Raw genomic sequence first — 15,699 nt, 5'->3', positions numbered from 1 at the left:
CTGAACCACAAAGACGACTGCGCCCACCGCAACCACCAGCAGTAGGCGCAGTCGCGTAAGCCCACCCCGCTGCGGGTAAGCCGTGAAGCCCGCCGATAGATCGGCTGGCTGCATGGGGGCGTTCGAAGATTCGTCGATCCAGGGAGAGTGCGTGCGGAACAGGATATGGCTGATGCTTACCGCGGCAATTCTGTCGGAAACGGCCGCGGCTCTGTCCATGAAAGCCGCGCTCGATGCGCCGATATGGTATGTCGTGGTCGTCGCCGGGTACTGCATTTCGTTCGTGTTGTTGTCTTTGATTCTTCGTGCAGGCGCGCCGGTCGGAAAGACCTATGGGATTTGGGCAGCGTCGGGAATTGCATTGACTGCCGTCTCTGGAACCGTCCTGTTCGGTGAACCGTTGACCGCCACCATGATCGTCGGGATCGCATTCGTCATCGGGGGCGTTTTGCTGGTCGAGTTCGGCTCCGGTCGGGCACGAGAAGGAGTCTCCGGATGACCTGGTGGCTGTTGTCCGGCGCAATCGCCTCAGAGGTCGCTGCCACGCTTGCACTTCGTGCGTCCGAGGGCGGGCGTAAGAGAATTTGGTTTCTCCCAGTTGTTTCGGGATACGTGATCGCGTTCGCCCTGCTGTCCGCAACACTGTCGGCCGGCTTGGCCGTCGGTGTCGCGTACGGAATCTGGGCTGCCTGCGGCGTAGCACTGACCGCTGTCGCTGGGCGTCTGTTGTTCAAAGAGCCGTTGAACTGGGTCATGGCAGCTGGTATCGCTGTGATCATAGGTGGAGTACTGCTCATAGAAACAAGTTCGATCACTCTCTGAGCGCCTGCCGGGATCGGTTGCGGTACCAATACACGCTGCACTGGAGAACCCGGTCGAGACGACGTGCCCCGCCCAGCGATGACCTCGCCCGCCGGTGCCTTTTCACGTGCGCGGTACACGGGCCGGGGTCTGCTCGAACACCTCCCGCAGTGCCTGAACTGCGGCCTCGATCGACGGCCGACTGTTGTCGGCGCGCCACAGCGCGTAGATCTCTCGGCGCAGCGGTGGATCGACCGCCCTGATCGCGACGTTCTCGGGAACGTGCACCCGCGCCAGACGTGGCAACAGGGACGCTGCGAGGCCGCTTGCGACAAATTCGAGCTGGGCCGCGAACTCTGGGACCTCGTACCTGATGAGCGGCTCCACGCCACGAGTGCGCAAGGTCTGCACCAACCACAGATGAAAGGACTCACCCTTCCTCCACGTTGTCCAGGGCATGTCGGCCAGGTTAGTCAAATCGACTGTCTCGGAACCGGATTCAGGGTGGTCGGCCGGCAGAGCGACGTCAGCGACATCCTCGTGCACGAGCGTGTGGCGCGTGCCCTCCGGCAACCGCAGAGGCAGCGTGACCCAGCTGTCGACCAATGCCACGTCCAGGTGCCGGCGCTCGATGTCGCGCAACAGATCCTCGGCATCACCGGCCACGAACGACACCTCGAGTCGGGAGTGCCGCTCGCGCAGCACGGCCAACGCCCGGGGTATCACCGAACGCGTCGCGGAGGAGAACGACCCGATCCGCAGCTCTCCTGCCACGTCGACGCCCAGCGACGCGATCTCGGCCTCGGAGGTAGCGATCAACGCCAGGATCTGTTGCCCGCGCTGGGCGAGAACACGCCCCGCCTCGGTCAGCTGCACTCCGCGCCCGGCCTGCGTCAACAGTTCGACGCCCACCTCGCGTTCGAGCTTCGCCAGCTGTTGTGAGACGCCCGAGGCGGTCACATGCAGCTGACGGGCAGCTTCAGCGACCGAGCCATGCTCGGCGACACTGCACAGCGCACGTACCCGCTCCACGTTCAACACAGTAGCAATACTACTCCTTTAAAGTCACAAACATTTAATTGTGCTTTATCTTTTCGCTACCGAGAATGGACATGTGAGTATCGACATCGCTTCGTCCAAGACATCTTCCGCCGCGCCTCGGCCAATCCCCGTCGATCCGCGAGTTCTCGTGCTCGCTGGAACGCTGGCGATCTCGTCGACCGGCATCTTCATCGGACTCGCCGACGTCTCCCCTGCCACGGCGACCTTCTTCCGGTGTGTGGTGGCGCTTCCTGTCCTCGCGGTCCTGGCACGGAGAGAGCTCGTCCGCCGCGGCCGCCCACCGGCGCGTTCGGTGCTCATGCACGCAATCGGTGGACTGTTCCTCGGTGTTGACTTCGCACTGTGGTCGCAGTCGATCTCGCTCATCGGCGCCGGTATCTCGACCGTCGTGATGAGTGTGCAGGTGGTCGTCGTTCCCGTGCTGGCATGGATGATTCTGCGAGCACGGGTACCCGGGCAGTTCGTTCTCGCTGTGCCCGTGCTGTTCGTAGGCATTGCCCTTGCCTCCGGTGCGGTGTCGAATCCGCACGACCAAAGTCTCGTTCTCGGTGTGGGTTTGGCGCTGGGGTCCGGGGTGGCGTACGGGGTGTACATCTTCACCGCGGGGCGCGATCGGGACGGTGCGCACTCCACGACCGGGGTCCTGGTTTCCACGGTCACCGCAGGAGTGTCCGGGTCGATGGTCGGCTCGATCTGGGGCGCAGTGGACCTCACCCCAGGGTGGAGGGCGGTGCCGTGGCTGATCGCTCTCGCCGTCGTCGGCCAGGTCCTCGGGTGGATGCTCATCGGACACGCACTGCCGTCGTTGCCGTCGGAAGTGGGGGCAACGTTGTTGCTGGTCCAGCCGGTATTGACGGTCTTGCTCGGTGTGCTGATCTTGCGTGAGAAGCCGACGGTGATGCAGTTCGTGGGCTGTACGGTGGTCGTGATCGCGATCTGGGGTGCCACACATCGCCGCCCGGTCGAGCACTCGTGGGGTTCGAGGTTTTCCACCGGACGGGCGAGGTGACGGTCCATCAAGGCACGGCGAATCGCGACTACACCTGCGCTACTCGCCGACGCGGCTCTCGGGTTTTGCCGGACGGCGTGAATACTCGACCAGTCGATGACGCACCGCTGGTTCGACGCAGTCTCCGGCTGATCCGTTCAATTGCTCTCGCAACCGTCGGCGGTACTCACCCATTCCGAGTCCGAACTCGACGAATACGTCCGATGCCGACGCTCCCCCGAACGGCTCCCACACGACAGCAAACGCAACCAGCGGATCACTCGATTGTTCGGAAACCACTGCTCAACACCTCTTCCCGACGGCGTCAGTCAGCAGATCACCAAGGTTCAGGAGCGAGTCCTTGCGTGAAAGTCCATTGTGAATTCGTCGGAGCTTCTGGACCCTATTACTGGTCCCACTACCTCGTGGATCGAGTGACACTGTTCGGAAGACTCCGACGCGTTCACAAGAGGACGAGAGCCGTGTGTGAAGTCCGACCGATGTCGCCGTCGCAGCTGAGTTCGAACAACTCGGTGAATCGTGTAGCGGGCGGTCCCGAGGTGGAATCATGTAGTGGAGGCTCACGAGGCCGCCACGGCGTCGGCGATGGCCTTACCGAGGGTGTCGGTGCCGGCCGAACCACCCATGTCCGGAGTCAGGGTATCCCCGCCTTTGGCCAGAACTGTTTCGACTGCCGCGAGTACTGCTGCGGCAGCGCGGTTTTCGCCGAGGTGCGTCAACATCATGGAGGCGCACCAAATTTGGCCGATAGGGTTGGCGACGCCTCGGCCGGCGATATCGGGAGCCGAGCCGTGCACGGGTTCGAACAAGCTCGGGAAGCGTCGCTCCGGGTTGATGTTTGCACTCGGCGCGATGCCGATGGTGCCGGTGCACGCCGGTCCGAGGTCGGACAGGATGTCGCCGAAGAGGTTCGACGCGACGACGACGTCGAACCAGTCGGGATGCAAGACGAAGTTCGCCGTCAAGATGTCGATGTGATATTGGTCCACGCCGACGCCGGGATAGTTGGTGGACATCGCCCGCACGCGCTCGTCCCAGTACGGCATGGAAATCGAGATGCCGTTGCTCTTCGTGGCCGAGGTGAGGTGCCGCTTGGGTCGGCTCTGCGCAAGATCGAAGGCGTACCGGAGGATTCGGTCGACGCCGACGCGCGTCATGACCGTCTCCTGCATCACGATCTCGCGCTCGGTGCCCTCGAACATCTTGCCGCCGACGCTGGAGTACTCCCCCTCGGTGTTCTCTCGCACGACGTAGAAGTCGACGTCACCGGGCTCGCGGCCGGCGAGCGGGCTGCGCACTCCCGGCATCGACCGGACCGGCCGCAGGTTCACGTACTGGTCGAACGCCCGCCGGAACTGCAGCAGACTGCCCCACAGCGAGACGTGATCGGGCACCACATCCGGCCAGCCGACTGCGCCGAAGAAGATCGCGTCGAACCGTCGAAGATCGTCGAACCAATTGTCGGGCAACATCTTTCCGTGCTGGGAGTAATAGTCGGCGCTGGAGTGATCGAAGTGTTCGTAGTCGAGGTCGAAGTCGAACGCAGAGGCGGCGGCGTCCAAAACGCGCAGACCTTCGGGCACTACTTCTGTGCCGATGCCATCACCGGGAATGACGGCGATGCGGTGAGTGGTGGACATACTGAAAATCCTTACGGAAGGGATGGGCGGGTTGGCATGCCTGAGCGGGTCATCGAGCTGCGGTGACTACTTGCGGCAGCAGGATCCCCGCAAGACAACTGAGCATTCGGGCCGCACGGTGCGGGCCCGCGACGGTGAGCACTCGCTGTTCCTCGGTTCGTCCAGCGCCGCTGAGACGGTCGGCAGATTGATCGTCAACGGGTCGTCGTCGGGGTGCGCCACCTCGACGCTGAACTCCCCGAGTGGGCCTGGACATGGAACGTATCGTCACGCGCGGTAGGCAGTCGACGCATCGACGTCACCCGTGAACGCTGACAAGGAGGCGTTTTCGGCCCATTGGGTTGGTCCACGTAGCGGGTTCGGCCTCCCAGAACGGGCCTGCCAGTCGGTTGCCGATCACGCCGTGCGCACGACAGACGTTACGCGAATGCCGATTGTCTGACAATCATTAGTTCGTCAGTGCTTTAATCTCCTGCAGCGAACGTCCTCGTGGGCGCTCCCCAAGAAGGAGAAATACTGTGCCACAGGGTCACGAAGAACTGTCCGACGACGAAAAACACCTCGCATCACTCGGCTACACCCAGGAGCTGAATCGCTCCTGGTCGAGCTTCAGCAACTTCGCCATCTCGTTCTCGATCATCTCCATACTGGCGGGCTGCTTCACCTCGTTCGGGCTCGGCTGGAACAATGGGGGGCCTGCCGCCATCGCCTGGGGTTGGCCCATCGTGTCGGTGTTCATCCTGTTTATTGGACTGTGCATGTCCGAACTGGTGTCGGCCTACCCCACCTCAGGCGGCATCTACTGGTGGGCAAGCAAACTCGGAGGCGCCAAGGCCGGCTTTTACACCGGCTGGCTGAACATCATCGGCCTCATCGCCATCCTCGCGTCGACGGCCTACGGCGCGGCGACGTTCCTCGACCTCACCCTCGGCACCTTCAGCGAGACGTGGCTGGCCGGGTACAGCCTGACGAGAGTCTTCGTCATCTTCCTCGTGATCCTGGCTATGTCGGCGACCATCAATATCTTCTCCTCGCACCTACTGGCCGTCATCAACAACATTTCGGTTTGGTGGCACGTGGCGGGCGCAACCTGCGTCATCGCCATCCTCATCGTGGTACCCAAGCAACACGCCAGCCTGTCCGACGTCTTCGCCAAGACCGTCAACAACACCGGAATGTTCAACGGTGCCACGTCCGGGGTCGGCTGGCTGATCTTCGTACTGCCGATCTCGGCGATCCTTACCCAGTACACGATCACCGGCTACGACGCGTCCGCGCACATCTCCGAGGAAACCAAGGGCGCGGCCGACGGAGCCGCCAAGGGAATTTGGCGGGCCATCGTCTACTCCGCCATCGGCGGCTGGATCCTGTTGCTCACCTTCCTGTTCGCAGTGAACGATTCGGATGCGGTGTCCGCGGGTGGTGGTGCGGTCGCGGTGATCTTCAGCCAGGCGATGAGCTCGCCGTGGGTGGGCGTCGTGTTGCTGATCTCGACGGCTGGTCAGCTGTTCTGCCTCACTGCCATCCAGACCAGTAGTTCGCGGATGCTGTTCGCGTTCAGCCGCGACCGCGCGGTACCGGGTCATCAGCTGTGGTCGAAGGTCAGCAAGAACAAGATTCCTGCCAACGGCGTGATCGTCACCGCCGCGCTCGCGGCAGTCATCACGTTGCCGGCGCTGGTCGAGGTCGACGTCAACGGCGCACCCGTTCCGGTCGCGTTCTTCGCCGTGGCCTCCATCGGCGTCGTCGGCTTGTACCTGTGCTTCGCTGTGCCGATCTACTTCCGCTGGAAGGCCGGTGACTCGTTCCCCGTCGGCAAATGGAATCTGCGCGGTCACCACAAGTGGATGGCACCCGTCGCGCTCGTCGAGATCGTTGTCACCTCGATCATTGCCATGTTCCCGACCTCGTTGGGCGGTGTGCCGTGGGACCCGAGCTTCGAGTGGAAGTTCGTCAACTACACCCCGCTACTCGTCGGCGGCGTGCTGATCCTGCTGTTCATCTACTGGCACGCGTCGGTGAAGAAATGGTTCACCGGACCGATCAAGCAGGTCACAGCCGTTGCCGGAGAACTCGACCTCACTTAGAGCGCTTACCCGCGGTTACATGCACCGGGCCTCTCGTGCCTTGACGCTCAGGGGCCCGGTGCTCTCGGCCGGACAGTTCTGGAAGGTCGACGTCAGAAAAGGGCAGTTTCGACGGCGTCACCCTCGTCGACTGTGATCGTCACCGATTCCCGATGAGGGCCAACGTCTTGCTATGTCCTCCGTTCGAAACCCACTGTGGCGAGCCGACTACTGACATCCTCACCTTCGAACGGTCGGCAGCGTAAACGAACTGACATTGCGTTCCGCCGATCATCGGTTCGACTCTCCGATTCGATGCTCCCGTCGACCAGCCCATGCCGTGCGCGTGATTCGATAGCCATCCGCCAACGGAACCGAGTCGAAAGCACCGGATCCGGCGGTGCCGGCGCGCTCACGTCGACGGACGGTGTCGTCGTGGAGACGGTGACCGACATTCGCACTCTGCGAACGTTCACGACCACCGATCCCAGTGAGCCCGCCGCTGTTCACTCTGCCGACGACAAACGAGAACCTCTCCGTCACCGCCCGAAACAGAAGTTCCTGATCGACAGCACGAATACGGGTGGAAACGCTCGAAAACTCAGAAGCGGTGATCTCTGGTAATCGAGGACTTCCATGTGGCCACGGACAGCAATGGCACATACACGCAACCGACCCCATTCAGAGAACCAACTATGTTAATCCCAGGTAAAACGGCTGGCAAGAGCCTCCCCGTGAGATCTACGACACGCTCACTGCCAACTATCTCTTGACTCTCAATCACACTGGCCCATACAGTCATTGTTGATTGATGGACAATCAAGTGATCGACCATCGGCGAGAGGCAAACGTAGCCGTGATAGCACCAGACCCGACAACTGGCACTCATCCGTCGGGCTCCGATATGTATCGATTCGACGACAAGGTTCGTGACCGACGCCGCCGCGACTTGTCGCGTACCGCGCGATGGTTCCTGCTGTCAGTCGGCTCGAGGTCCCGAATTTACGCGCGTAGCGTGCGGCGCACTACCTCAGAGGAACACAGTATCGCCGCTGCACTGGCGGACGAGGCCGGCCTGCGACCACAGCTGCCGACACTGCTGCCCTCGGGCTACCAACTGGACCGTGCCGCTGCGTTCGCGTCGGGGGGTGGCGTGGAATTCTCCTTCAGGTCCGCCGACGGCGGGCGCTTCTTCCGGCTCACCCAGCGGGCATGGTTCGTCCCACTGGCCGAGGAGCTTCGGGTAACCAACCTGCCTCACACTCGGATCCCGTTCAGTCGCAACGACATACACGTCATCCACGGCGAGTGCTACGAAGAGCCGATCGACGACGGATTTTGGCATTCCACCCGCTGGGCATTTGCCTGGCAGCACGGTCCGCTCATCACCCAGATCCGCTGCGTGCGCGATCAGGCACCGACCGCTACGACACTGCTTCGCTGCCTACAAGAACCGTACGCACCACCTTTCACCGGGCACCTCTCACAAACCGAAAGAACTCAGAAATGAAGACTCCCAGTAAACTCAATCCGTTCAGCCGCAACTCGAGCAGTCCGTCGGACAAGTTCGTGATGAACCGGCGCCGTGCCCTGGGGCTGGCTGCCGGCGCAGCCGCCGCCACATTCGCCGGTAGTTCCTTGACTGCCTGCGCGAAAGAGGGCGGCGGCAGTGGCGGTTACAAAGTCGCCATGATCGTACCGACCTACGACGCCGTGCGTTGGAAGGCCGCGGACGGGCCCTTCTTCATCCAGGAGGCCCAGGCGCTCGGTATGAACCCGATGCCGATCCAGTCGTCGAACAACGATGTAGACCTGCAACTCAAGCAGGTCGAGAATGCGCTCAACCAGGGCATCGAGGGACTCGTGCTGGCACCGGTGAACGTCGACGCCGCGAAGGCGATGGTGCAGATGGCCAACAGCGCGGGAGTCCCTGTAATTGCGCACAACTATGTGGTTCCCGAGGCCAAACTTGCCGGAGTCTCCGCCCGGGACGGGATTGCGCTCGGCGAAATGCTCGGTGCTGCGATGGTTGCGATGGCCCCGGAGGGTAATTACGCCATTGCCAAGGGCGAAGAGGGCACCGATATGGCCCAGCTCAAGGCCGAAGGCGGGATGAACATCCTCAAGCCGATGATCGATTCCGGAACCATCGCGGTGGTGTCCGATCAGTGGAACCGGGCCTGGTCCGGCGATCTGGCGCAGAAACAGATCGAGCAGGCACTGACCATATCGGGCAACCAACTCGCCGGCGTCCTCTCCTACTGCGATTGCATGACCTACGGGATCGTCCAGGCTATCCGTGCCCAGGGACTCGCCGGCAAAATTATCGTCTCCGGCGAGGACTGCGAGCCCGAGATGCTCAAACTCATCCTCGGTGGCGACGCCCACGTCAGTGCCTGGACCGCCTTCGACCAGATGGGGCGCAACTCCGCGCAACTGCTCTTCAACGCCCTCGAAGGCAAGTCGTGGGACGGCGACACCTACGACAACGGCAGTGGGGAGACCATTCCGTTCTTCAAGACTCCCCTGCGGAACGTGACCAAAGACGGCGCGCTGCCCGACTCGATTTCGGTTGCCCAGTTCGTCGACGAGAACCCCTGGTGGACAACGCCCGCCGCAGTGGGCCTGTAGTCAGCCCAACCGCAGCATCAGACCAAATTCGATGAGGTGAGGAACCTTCAATGACAACAACTACCAATGACCCCGCTCCTTCAGCACCACAGGCCCCACCGAAGGGCGGTGACGCACCTGGTCACCGCGGGTTCAACAGGTTCGGTGTCCCCGTAAGCCAATTGCGGGCACTGACCCTGATCGGTGTACTGATCCTGATGTGGTTGGTTTTCCAAGTGCTGACCGATGGGCTGTTCCTGACCCCACGGAACCTCACTACACTTACAGTTCAGGTTGCGATCACTGCACTGCTCGCCGCTGGCGTGGTCATGATCATGGTCTGCGGCCACATCGACCTGTCGGTCGGATCCTCGGTGGGGTTCTGCGCAGTGTTCTCGGCGCTGCTGGTCGATTCGACAAATGGCTTCGGGCTGTCGCTGTCGACGCCCGTGCTGATCCTGATGACCATCGGGGTCGGGATGGTGATCGGTGTCTGGCAAGGATTCTGGGTTGCCGTGCTGGGCGTTCCGTCCTTCATCGTCACCCTGGGTTCATTGCTCGGCCTGCGTGGGCTCGCCCTGGCCCTGACGGATGGTTCCACGGTGTCCGCGGGATCGTCGGTGTCGTTCATCTCGCAGACCTACCTGTCGACCTGGGTGTTCGTGCCGCTGATCGTACTGCTGTTGGCAGCGTTCATCTGGGCGAAGTACCGCGAATTCCGCGCCCGCCAGGATGCCGGCATCGAGGCCTCGATAACCTCCATCGTGGTGATACCGGCCGCGCTGACCTTTGTCGCCGCGCTGGCCGCGACCCTGGTCATGGCCTCTTACCGGGGCGCACCGTTGCCGTCGGCCATCATGGTCGTGGTACTGGTGGTCGTGACATTCATGTTGGCACGCACCCGGTTCGGCCGGTCCCTGTATGCAATCGGCGGCAACGCCGAGGCGGCACGCTACGCCGGCATCAATGCCCGCAAACTGACCTTCATCGTCTTCGTTTTCATGGGTGTGCTGTACGGCATCGCCGGCCTGATGATGCTCTCGCGTTCCGGCGTCGGCAGCCCCAATGCCGGTGTTGGACTTGAACTTTCCGTGATCGGTGCGGCCGTGATCGGTGGCACCAGCCTGTTCGGCGGGGTCGGTACCGCCACCGGTGCCGTGTTCGGGGCCCTGTTGTTGGAGACGCTGATCAACGGCATGGGCCTGATGAACATCGATTCCTCGTACCAGATGATCGTCACCGGAGTGGTACTGCTGGTTGCCGTGTACATCGACATCCGGGGACGGCGCGCACATGCCTGACCAGTGGCCGCAACGGCACCTGCGGAGGGGCATCAACTGCGACCTCGGCGAGTCCTACGGCCGGCTGCGTGTCGGCCACGACGACGAGGTGATGCAATATCTGTCCACCGCCAACATCGCGTGCGGCTACCACGGCGGCGACCCGTCGACCATGCGGAGGGCCGCGGATTCAGCAGTGACACACGGTGTTCTCTGTGGTGCCCATCCCTCGCTACCCGATCTCCAGGGATTCGGCCGGCGTCGTCTCGATGTGGCTCCTGCCGAACTCACCGACATGGTGCTCTATCAACTGGGGGCGTTGCAAGCAGTGCTCACGGCGGCCGGCACCACCATGTCGCACGTCAAACCGCACGGGGTGCTCTACTCGATGCTGTGGGAACCCGAACTGGCGCACGCGTTCGCCGACGCGGTGGAGATCCTCGATCCCGGATTGCCGTGGATCGCCATGAAGAACACACCTACCTTCGAGATCGCCCGCCAACGTGGACTCAACCCGGTCGATGAATTCACTGCCGATCGCGAGTACACACCCGACGGCAAGCTGGTAATCACCCGCAACCCGGAACCGGTCGACATCGCCGAGATGAGTGACAGGATGCGCGACGTCGTATCCAGCGGCACAACGTCGGCAAACGACGGCAGCACCCGGCTGCATTTCGACGCCACCGTGGTCTGCATGCACAGTGACGGACCCAACGCCCCGGAAGTAGCGGCCGCATTGTGGTCGATCCTCACCGAGGACGGGCAACGCCCGTGGGAGGGTGGCGACCGGACGTGAGTGCAGACTCGGTAGTTCAGGACGCCGGTGAGATCCGCGTCCTGCCATGCGGTGAGCAGCATCTGCTGATCGAACTCGGCAGGACCGGCGGGTTGCGGATGAGTTTGCGCACCCTGCGGTTGGCGGAACTGATCGACGATGCTGCCATCGACGGTGTGACCGATGTGGTTCCAATGTTCGCGTCTGTGCTGCTGGGACTGGACCCGCTGGTGGTCGACGCCGAGACGGTAGAGCGGCGATGCCATGCGCTGGTCGAGGCGATCGGTGACGATATGGAACTGTCGCACCGGTCCCGGCTCGTCGAAATTCCGGTGTATTACGGCGATCCCTGGTCGGAAGCCTGTGTGCAGGACTACCGCGAGAAGGTCGCGCCGATCGAACACAACCCCACCTTCGTCGCCAGCTCCAACCAGCTCGACAGCTGCGAGGAACTCTACGAGCGGCACAGTTCCACCGAGCACTGGGTGGCTGGAGTGGGGTTCTGGCCGGGACTGCCGGACATGTTTCCGCTCGATCCGGACAAGAGGCTGTTCGTCCCCAAATACGACCCGCCGCGCATCTGGACGGTTCGTGGCGGTGTCGGTGTCGGTGGCGGTTTCACCTCGATCTACCCACTCGAGACCCCCGGTGGGTACCACCTGATCGGACGGACCCCTACGCCCATCTACGGTCTGGACCGGACAGCGCAAACAGGATTCGACGGATCAGTGGTGCTGTTCCGTCCCGGTGACCGAGTGCGGTTCCGCCGAATCGACGCCGACGAATTCACGGCGATCGAAGCGCAGGTCGACAGCGGGGAATTCGAGCACACCACGCTCGGGTCGGAGGTCTTCGATCTGCACCGCTACCACGAACAATACGGAACTCACCAGAACCACGGAGACGCAACATGATTCATGTGATAGCGCCGGGCCTGGAAACCACCGTCCAGGACTTCCCCGGTCGGCGTGGACTTCGTGCCGTGGGGATTCCGCCCTCGGGCCCGTATGACGATCGGTCCTTTCGGATCGGCAACGCACTCTTGGGCAACGCCGTGTCGGCTGCCGGCCTCGAGATTCAGCTCATCGGCCCCACTCTCAGGTTCGACGTGGCCTCGACGGTGGCATTGACCGGTGCCGTCACCGACGCGACACTCGACGGCAGGCCACTGCCCATGTGGCAGACGGTCGAAGTGCGGGCGGGACAGGTCCTGAACATAGGCACCGCTGTCCGCGGTATCCGTAGCTACCTGACGATCGCCGGCGGCATTCGCTCGCAGCCGGTTCTGGGCAGTAGATCCACGTTCGTGCGGGCGGGCATCGGCGGGATCGGCGGCCGGGCCCTGGCTGCTGGCATGCAGATCCCGATCGCCCGGACCGGGCCCGTGCCGCCGCGACTGCTTGCGCCGCCCGCAGTCCCCGACTTCGGCCATTACGTCGCCATCGACGTGGTACTCGGCCCACACAGCGACTGGCTGACTCCGGCGGGACACCAGGCTTTCCTGGACGCACCGTGGACAGTCACCGCTCAAAGTGATCGCACCGGATGCCGCTTGGTGGGTCCTGCGCTGGAATTCTCGGACCGCGCCCTGAACAAACCCCCGGACAACGGCGGTGACCCGTCGAATGTGGTGAACACCGGCTATCCACTCGGTGGGGTGAATCTGGCGGGCACCTCGCCGATCGTCCTACCGGTAGACGGACCCAGCCAAGGCGGCTTCATCACGCCGTATGTAATTGCCGGCGCATCGATGTGGCGACTGGCACAGGTACGTGGCGGGCATCAGATCCGGTTCACCGCCATCGACCGAGACAGTGCCCGGAACCGTCTGATCGAGCACGAGAACGCCTGTGCCGGTGCCGAATATCTGGTGAAAGTCGACGAACTCACGACCGCCAGCGGTGCGGCATGACTGCGTCGCCCAGATCCGACCGGAAGAGATAGCCGACATGGCCCCGATTGCAGTCATCGCCGACGAACGTCGACGAGGAACTCGAGCAACCCGCTCTAATCCTCTAGCTGCTGGGCGATCGTCCGGTCTCGGTAGTGCCCGACGCCGCGCGCGGCGGGTCAGCTGCTCCGCAATCCATTCTCCGACAATTGACAGTAAGCAAGGTGTAACAAGATGACTGTTATGAATTCCGGCATCCGCGACCGTGCTGCCGAATCCCCCAGGGCCCCACTGCTGGCCGTATCGAACGTCTCCAAGATCTTCGGAGGCACCCGCGCCCTGAAAGATGTCTCCCTGACATTCGGCGACTCCGAGGTGCACGCCCTGCTCGGCGAGAACGGCGCCGGCAAGTCGACGCTGATCAAACTCATAGGCGGGTTCTACCCCACCTCTGGCGCAACCGGCACCTTTCACCTGGACGGGCAGCCGGTCTCGTTCGACTCCGTCGGTGCCGCCGAAGCTCGTGGCATTTTCCTTGTGCCGCAGGAACTTCAGGTGGTTCCGGAGATGTCGGTGGCCGAGAACCTGCTGCTCAACCGGGAACCCACCAAGATGGGCCTGGTGGATCGGCGCGTCATGCTGAAGGAAGCCGTCAAATGGCTGACCACTTTCAAACTCGACATCGATCCCACCCAACTCATGCGCGAGTTGACCACGGCCCAAAAGCAACTCGTCAGCATCGCCCGCGCCATGAGCCAGGGTGCCCGGCTGGTGGTGCTCGACGAGCCCACCGCCGCGCTCACCGAATCCGAGATCGACGTCCTGTTCGACCGGATCAAACTGTTTCGCGACCAAGGCGTTCTGGTCATCTATATTTCGCACCGGCTCAAGGAGATCGCCCGGATTGCGGACAAGATTACAGTGATGCGCGACGGTCGGGTAGTCAAGAATGGAGTCACTGCACGAGATCTGGATTCCGCCGCGATCATCAAGGCCATGGTCGGCAAAGACATCGAGAACCTGTACCCCAAGCAGGTCTTCGAGCCCGGCAAGGTGCTGTTCGCCGTGCAGGACCTGCACGTCCGCAGCTCCATCCCCGGTAAGCCCGACGTGGTTGACGGCATCGGCTTCGAACTCCACCGCGGTGAGGTCCTGGGCATCTACGGCGTCGTCGGATCCGGTACCACCGAAACCTCACGCAGTTTGTTCGGTGTCAGCAACACCGCCTCGTCGGCAAGGTTCACCCGCGACGGCGAGACGGTGCACATCGGTTCTCCTGCAGACGCCATGCGGTGCGGTATCGGCTACATCCCCGATGACCGCAAGAACCGCGCGATCCTGCCGCACATGTCGGTGTCGTCGAACATGTCGATCGCCGCACTGCCGTCGCTTTCGCGTTTCGGGATCATCCGCGCCCGCGACGATTTCGCCCTGTCCGCCAAGCACCGTCAGGGCATGCAGATCGCCGTCTCGTCCGTGGACCAGAAGATTTCCGAACTCAGCGGCGGTAACCAACAGAAGGTCATCGCCGGTCGCTGGCTGGCCACGGATCCACAGGTGCTGATCATGCACGAACCCACCCTGGGCGTCGACGTGGGTGCCCGGGCCCGTATCTACGAGACGATGAACGAACTCGCCGGCGAGGGACGCGGGATCCTGCTGGTGTCCTCCGATCTCTCCGAAGTCATGGGGATGGCCGACCGCATATTGGTGCTCTCGCACGGCCACATCACTGCCGAACTGAAGCGCGAAGACTTCAAAGAGGAAACAATCATGTCCGCTGCAATAGGCGAACACTCGTGACCGAGACAATCTGGCGCTAGCAGGTCTCGGTCACGGCCGCCAGGGTGCCCAACCGTCGCTGCGCCTTGGCGCGACCCCAGACGTCGACCGATGCCGTCATCTCGCACATCGGGTAGTTGGTGATCTGCGGCAAGTACAAACCAAGCTCACCGCTGCCCGAGGTGACGTTGGTTGGCAACTTCAACGCAGCCCGGGGCGCGGTCAGCGTTGGGCGCGCTTCCCGACGGGGCCTGACAGAAATTCACCCACACTGTGGCGCATTCGTCCGGAGCATCGGCGATAAGCGGGTCTGCGAGGCATTCGACCTGTGTCCCCTCCTGGGGTGCTGTGCGCTCGAAGCCGACATCGAGTTGCACTGAGCCATTGCCTCGAACTGCCGCGAAGAATTGCAACGTGACACGTGAAATCCGTTCGGATGGAGCCTATTCGGGCGATCAGCCTGCCCAAGGTGCTCGACTCGGACATCTCGATCCTGGCATCGGCGGTGTACAGCCCAACGAAGGTTCTCGCTGCCGCGAACTGGAAGGAACCCCCGATGACAAACACCCTCAGCTACACCACCGAGTGGTCCGGCCAGATCGGGCACAGCTCGGGTGACACGCGTCGCCACCGTTGCCACGCAGGCCCGCGGTTCGTGGGGATGAGCCGATGAACAGCCGATCGAAGGAAGACATGACTCAATCGTTGTTCACTAGAACGCAGGTCGAACCCGATATCCATACCACTGCGGGTAAATTGGCCGATCTTCGTAAACGTCTC

General features: G+C 62.6%; 16 protein-coding genes. 12 read left to right on the top strand and 4 right to left on the bottom strand.

The annotated features are described in order from the left end of the window. Positions 1 to 172: 172 nt before the first annotated feature. Both QM588_RS25475 and QM588_RS25470 read left to right on the top strand, forming a co-directional pair. Positions 173 to 499: a DMT family transporter gene (locus QM588_RS25475; RefSeq protein WP_245154498.1), complete on the top strand. Its 327-nt coding sequence runs from the start codon at positions 173 to 175 to the stop codon at positions 497 to 499. Beyond that, positions 496 to 822 carry a DMT family transporter gene (locus QM588_RS25470; protein WP_269608704.1) on the top strand — a complete coding sequence of 109 codons (327 nt, stop codon included), beginning with the start codon at positions 496 to 498 and terminating at the stop codon, positions 820 to 822. Before QM588_RS25475 ends, QM588_RS25470 begins: the two co-directional genes overlap by 4 nt. A gap of 102 nt (positions 823 to 924) precedes the next feature. Here QM588_RS25470 and QM588_RS25465 read toward each other — a convergent pair whose 3' ends face one another. Continuing rightward, entirely contained in the window at positions 925 to 1,842 is a 918-nt protein-coding gene (locus tag QM588_RS25465; RefSeq protein ID WP_135048051.1) for a LysR family transcriptional regulator, read from the bottom strand. A gap of 73 nt (positions 1,843 to 1,915) precedes the next feature. Here QM588_RS25465 and QM588_RS25460 point away from each other — a divergent pair, with 73 nt between their 5' ends. Beyond that, on the top strand, positions 1,916 to 2,872 hold the full coding sequence (locus QM588_RS25460; protein WP_283317409.1) for a DMT family transporter: 957 nt from the start codon (positions 1,916 to 1,918) through the stop codon (positions 2,870 to 2,872). A 39-nt stretch (positions 2,873 to 2,911) separates the two neighbouring features. On the opposite strand, the gene QM588_RS25455 is transcribed toward QM588_RS25460, so the two are convergent. After that, on the bottom strand, positions 2,912 to 3,151 hold the full coding sequence (locus QM588_RS25455; RefSeq protein WP_269608706.1) for a hypothetical protein: 240 nt from the start codon (positions 3,149 to 3,151) through the stop codon (positions 2,912 to 2,914). 281 nt (positions 3,152 to 3,432) lie between these two features. Continuing rightward, positions 3,433 to 4,512 (bottom strand): tartrate dehydrogenase, encoded by a 1,080-nt coding sequence (locus QM588_RS25450; RefSeq protein WP_283317408.1) that lies wholly within the window; start codon positions 4,510 to 4,512, stop codon positions 3,433 to 3,435. Between the two features lie 518 nt (positions 4,513 to 5,030). Between QM588_RS25450 and QM588_RS25445 the strand changes: the two genes are divergently transcribed. The 8 genes from QM588_RS25445 to QM588_RS25410 all read left to right on the top strand — a co-directional run bounded on the left by QM588_RS25445 (position 5,031) and on the right by QM588_RS25410 (position 14,940). Further along, positions 5,031 to 6,599 (top strand): amino acid permease, encoded by a 1,569-nt coding sequence (locus QM588_RS25445; protein WP_283317406.1) that lies wholly within the window; start codon positions 5,031 to 5,033, stop codon positions 6,597 to 6,599. 994 nt (positions 6,600 to 7,593) lie between these two features. Continuing rightward, a complete protein-coding gene (locus tag QM588_RS25440) occupies positions 7,594 to 8,088 on the top strand; it encodes a hypothetical protein (protein WP_167735621.1) in 495 nt (164 codons plus the stop codon). Beyond that, positions 8,085 to 9,209 (top strand): substrate-binding domain-containing protein, encoded by a 1,125-nt coding sequence (locus tag QM588_RS25435; protein ID WP_167735620.1) that lies wholly within the window; start codon positions 8,085 to 8,087, stop codon positions 9,207 to 9,209. Before QM588_RS25440 ends, QM588_RS25435 begins: the two co-directional genes overlap by 4 nt. A 50-nt stretch (positions 9,210 to 9,259) precedes the next feature. Continuing rightward, complete coding sequence (locus QM588_RS25430) at positions 9,260 to 10,489, top strand: sugar ABC transporter permease (protein ID WP_283317404.1); 1,230 nt, start codon at positions 9,260 to 9,262, stop codon at positions 10,487 to 10,489. After that, positions 10,482 to 11,267, top strand: coding sequence for a 5-oxoprolinase subunit PxpA (locus QM588_RS25425; RefSeq protein ID WP_135048039.1), 786 nt, complete (start codon positions 10,482 to 10,484; stop codon positions 11,265 to 11,267). Before QM588_RS25430 ends, QM588_RS25425 begins: the two co-directional genes overlap by 8 nt. Then, positions 11,264 to 12,160, top strand: a complete 897-nt coding sequence (locus QM588_RS25420; protein WP_283317401.1) for a 5-oxoprolinase subunit B family protein — start codon at positions 11,264 to 11,266, stop codon at positions 12,158 to 12,160. The genes QM588_RS25425 and QM588_RS25420 overlap by 4 nt, the downstream gene beginning before the upstream one ends. Then, the gene (locus QM588_RS25415; protein ID WP_283317400.1) at positions 12,157 to 13,158 is read left to right on the top strand and encodes a biotin-dependent carboxyltransferase family protein; all 1,002 of its coding nucleotides are present in this window, start codon (positions 12,157 to 12,159) and stop codon (positions 13,156 to 13,158) included. The genes QM588_RS25420 and QM588_RS25415 overlap by 4 nt, the downstream gene beginning before the upstream one ends. A gap of 213 nt (positions 13,159 to 13,371) precedes the next feature. Beyond that, positions 13,372 to 14,940, top strand: a complete 1,569-nt coding sequence (locus QM588_RS25410; protein WP_283317398.1) for a sugar ABC transporter ATP-binding protein — start codon at positions 13,372 to 13,374, stop codon at positions 14,938 to 14,940. A gap of 16 nt (positions 14,941 to 14,956) precedes the next feature. Here the strand turns inward: QM588_RS25410 and QM588_RS25405 are convergent, their stop codons facing one another. After that, positions 14,957 to 15,124, bottom strand: coding sequence for a hypothetical protein (locus QM588_RS25405; protein ID WP_283317396.1), 168 nt, complete (start codon positions 15,122 to 15,124; stop codon positions 14,957 to 14,959). A gap of 231 nt (positions 15,125 to 15,355) precedes the next feature. Here QM588_RS25405 and QM588_RS25400 point away from each other — a divergent pair, with 231 nt between their 5' ends. Beyond that, complete coding sequence (locus QM588_RS25400; RefSeq protein ID WP_283317395.1) at positions 15,356 to 15,592, top strand: hypothetical protein; 237 nt, start codon at positions 15,356 to 15,358, stop codon at positions 15,590 to 15,592. The last annotated feature ends 107 nt before the right edge of the window (positions 15,593 to 15,699 follow it).

The organism is Rhodococcus sp. IEGM 1354 (assembly GCF_030056855.1).
Classification (GTDB): Bacteria; Actinomycetota; Actinomycetes; order Mycobacteriales; family Mycobacteriaceae; genus Rhodococcoides.
Note: the sequence above shows the minus strand (reverse complement) of the source record. Positions and strands in the feature narration are given on the sequence as shown.

Excerpts from the sequence above, each read along its gene's own strand:
- QM588_RS25410 (WP_283317398.1), top strand. The coding sequence starts at position 13,372 with ATGACTGTTATGAATTCCGGCATCCGCGACCGTGCTGCCGAATCCCCC.
- QM588_RS25430 (WP_283317404.1), top strand. The coding sequence starts at position 9,260 with ATGACAACAACTACCAATGACCCCGCTCCTTCAGCACCACAGGCCCCA.
- QM588_RS25425 (WP_135048039.1), top strand. The coding sequence starts at position 10,482 with ATGCCTGACCAGTGGCCGCAACGGCACCTGCGGAGGGGCATCAACTGC.
- QM588_RS25400 (WP_283317395.1), top strand. The coding sequence starts at position 15,356 with ATGGAGCCTATTCGGGCGATCAGCCTGCCCAAGGTGCTCGACTCGGAC.
- QM588_RS25470 (WP_269608704.1), top strand. The coding sequence starts at position 496 with ATGACCTGGTGGCTGTTGTCCGGCGCAATCGCCTCAGAGGTCGCTGCC.
- QM588_RS25415 (WP_283317400.1), top strand. The coding sequence starts at position 12,157 with ATGATTCATGTGATAGCGCCGGGCCTGGAAACCACCGTCCAGGACTTC.
- QM588_RS25450 (WP_283317408.1), bottom strand. The coding sequence starts at position 4,512 with ATGTCCACCACTCACCGCATCGCCGTCATTCCCGGTGATGGCATCGGC.
- QM588_RS25475 (WP_245154498.1), top strand. The coding sequence starts at position 173 with ATGCTTACCGCGGCAATTCTGTCGGAAACGGCCGCGGCTCTGTCCATG.
- QM588_RS25435 (WP_167735620.1), top strand. The coding sequence starts at position 8,085 with ATGAAGACTCCCAGTAAACTCAATCCGTTCAGCCGCAACTCGAGCAGT.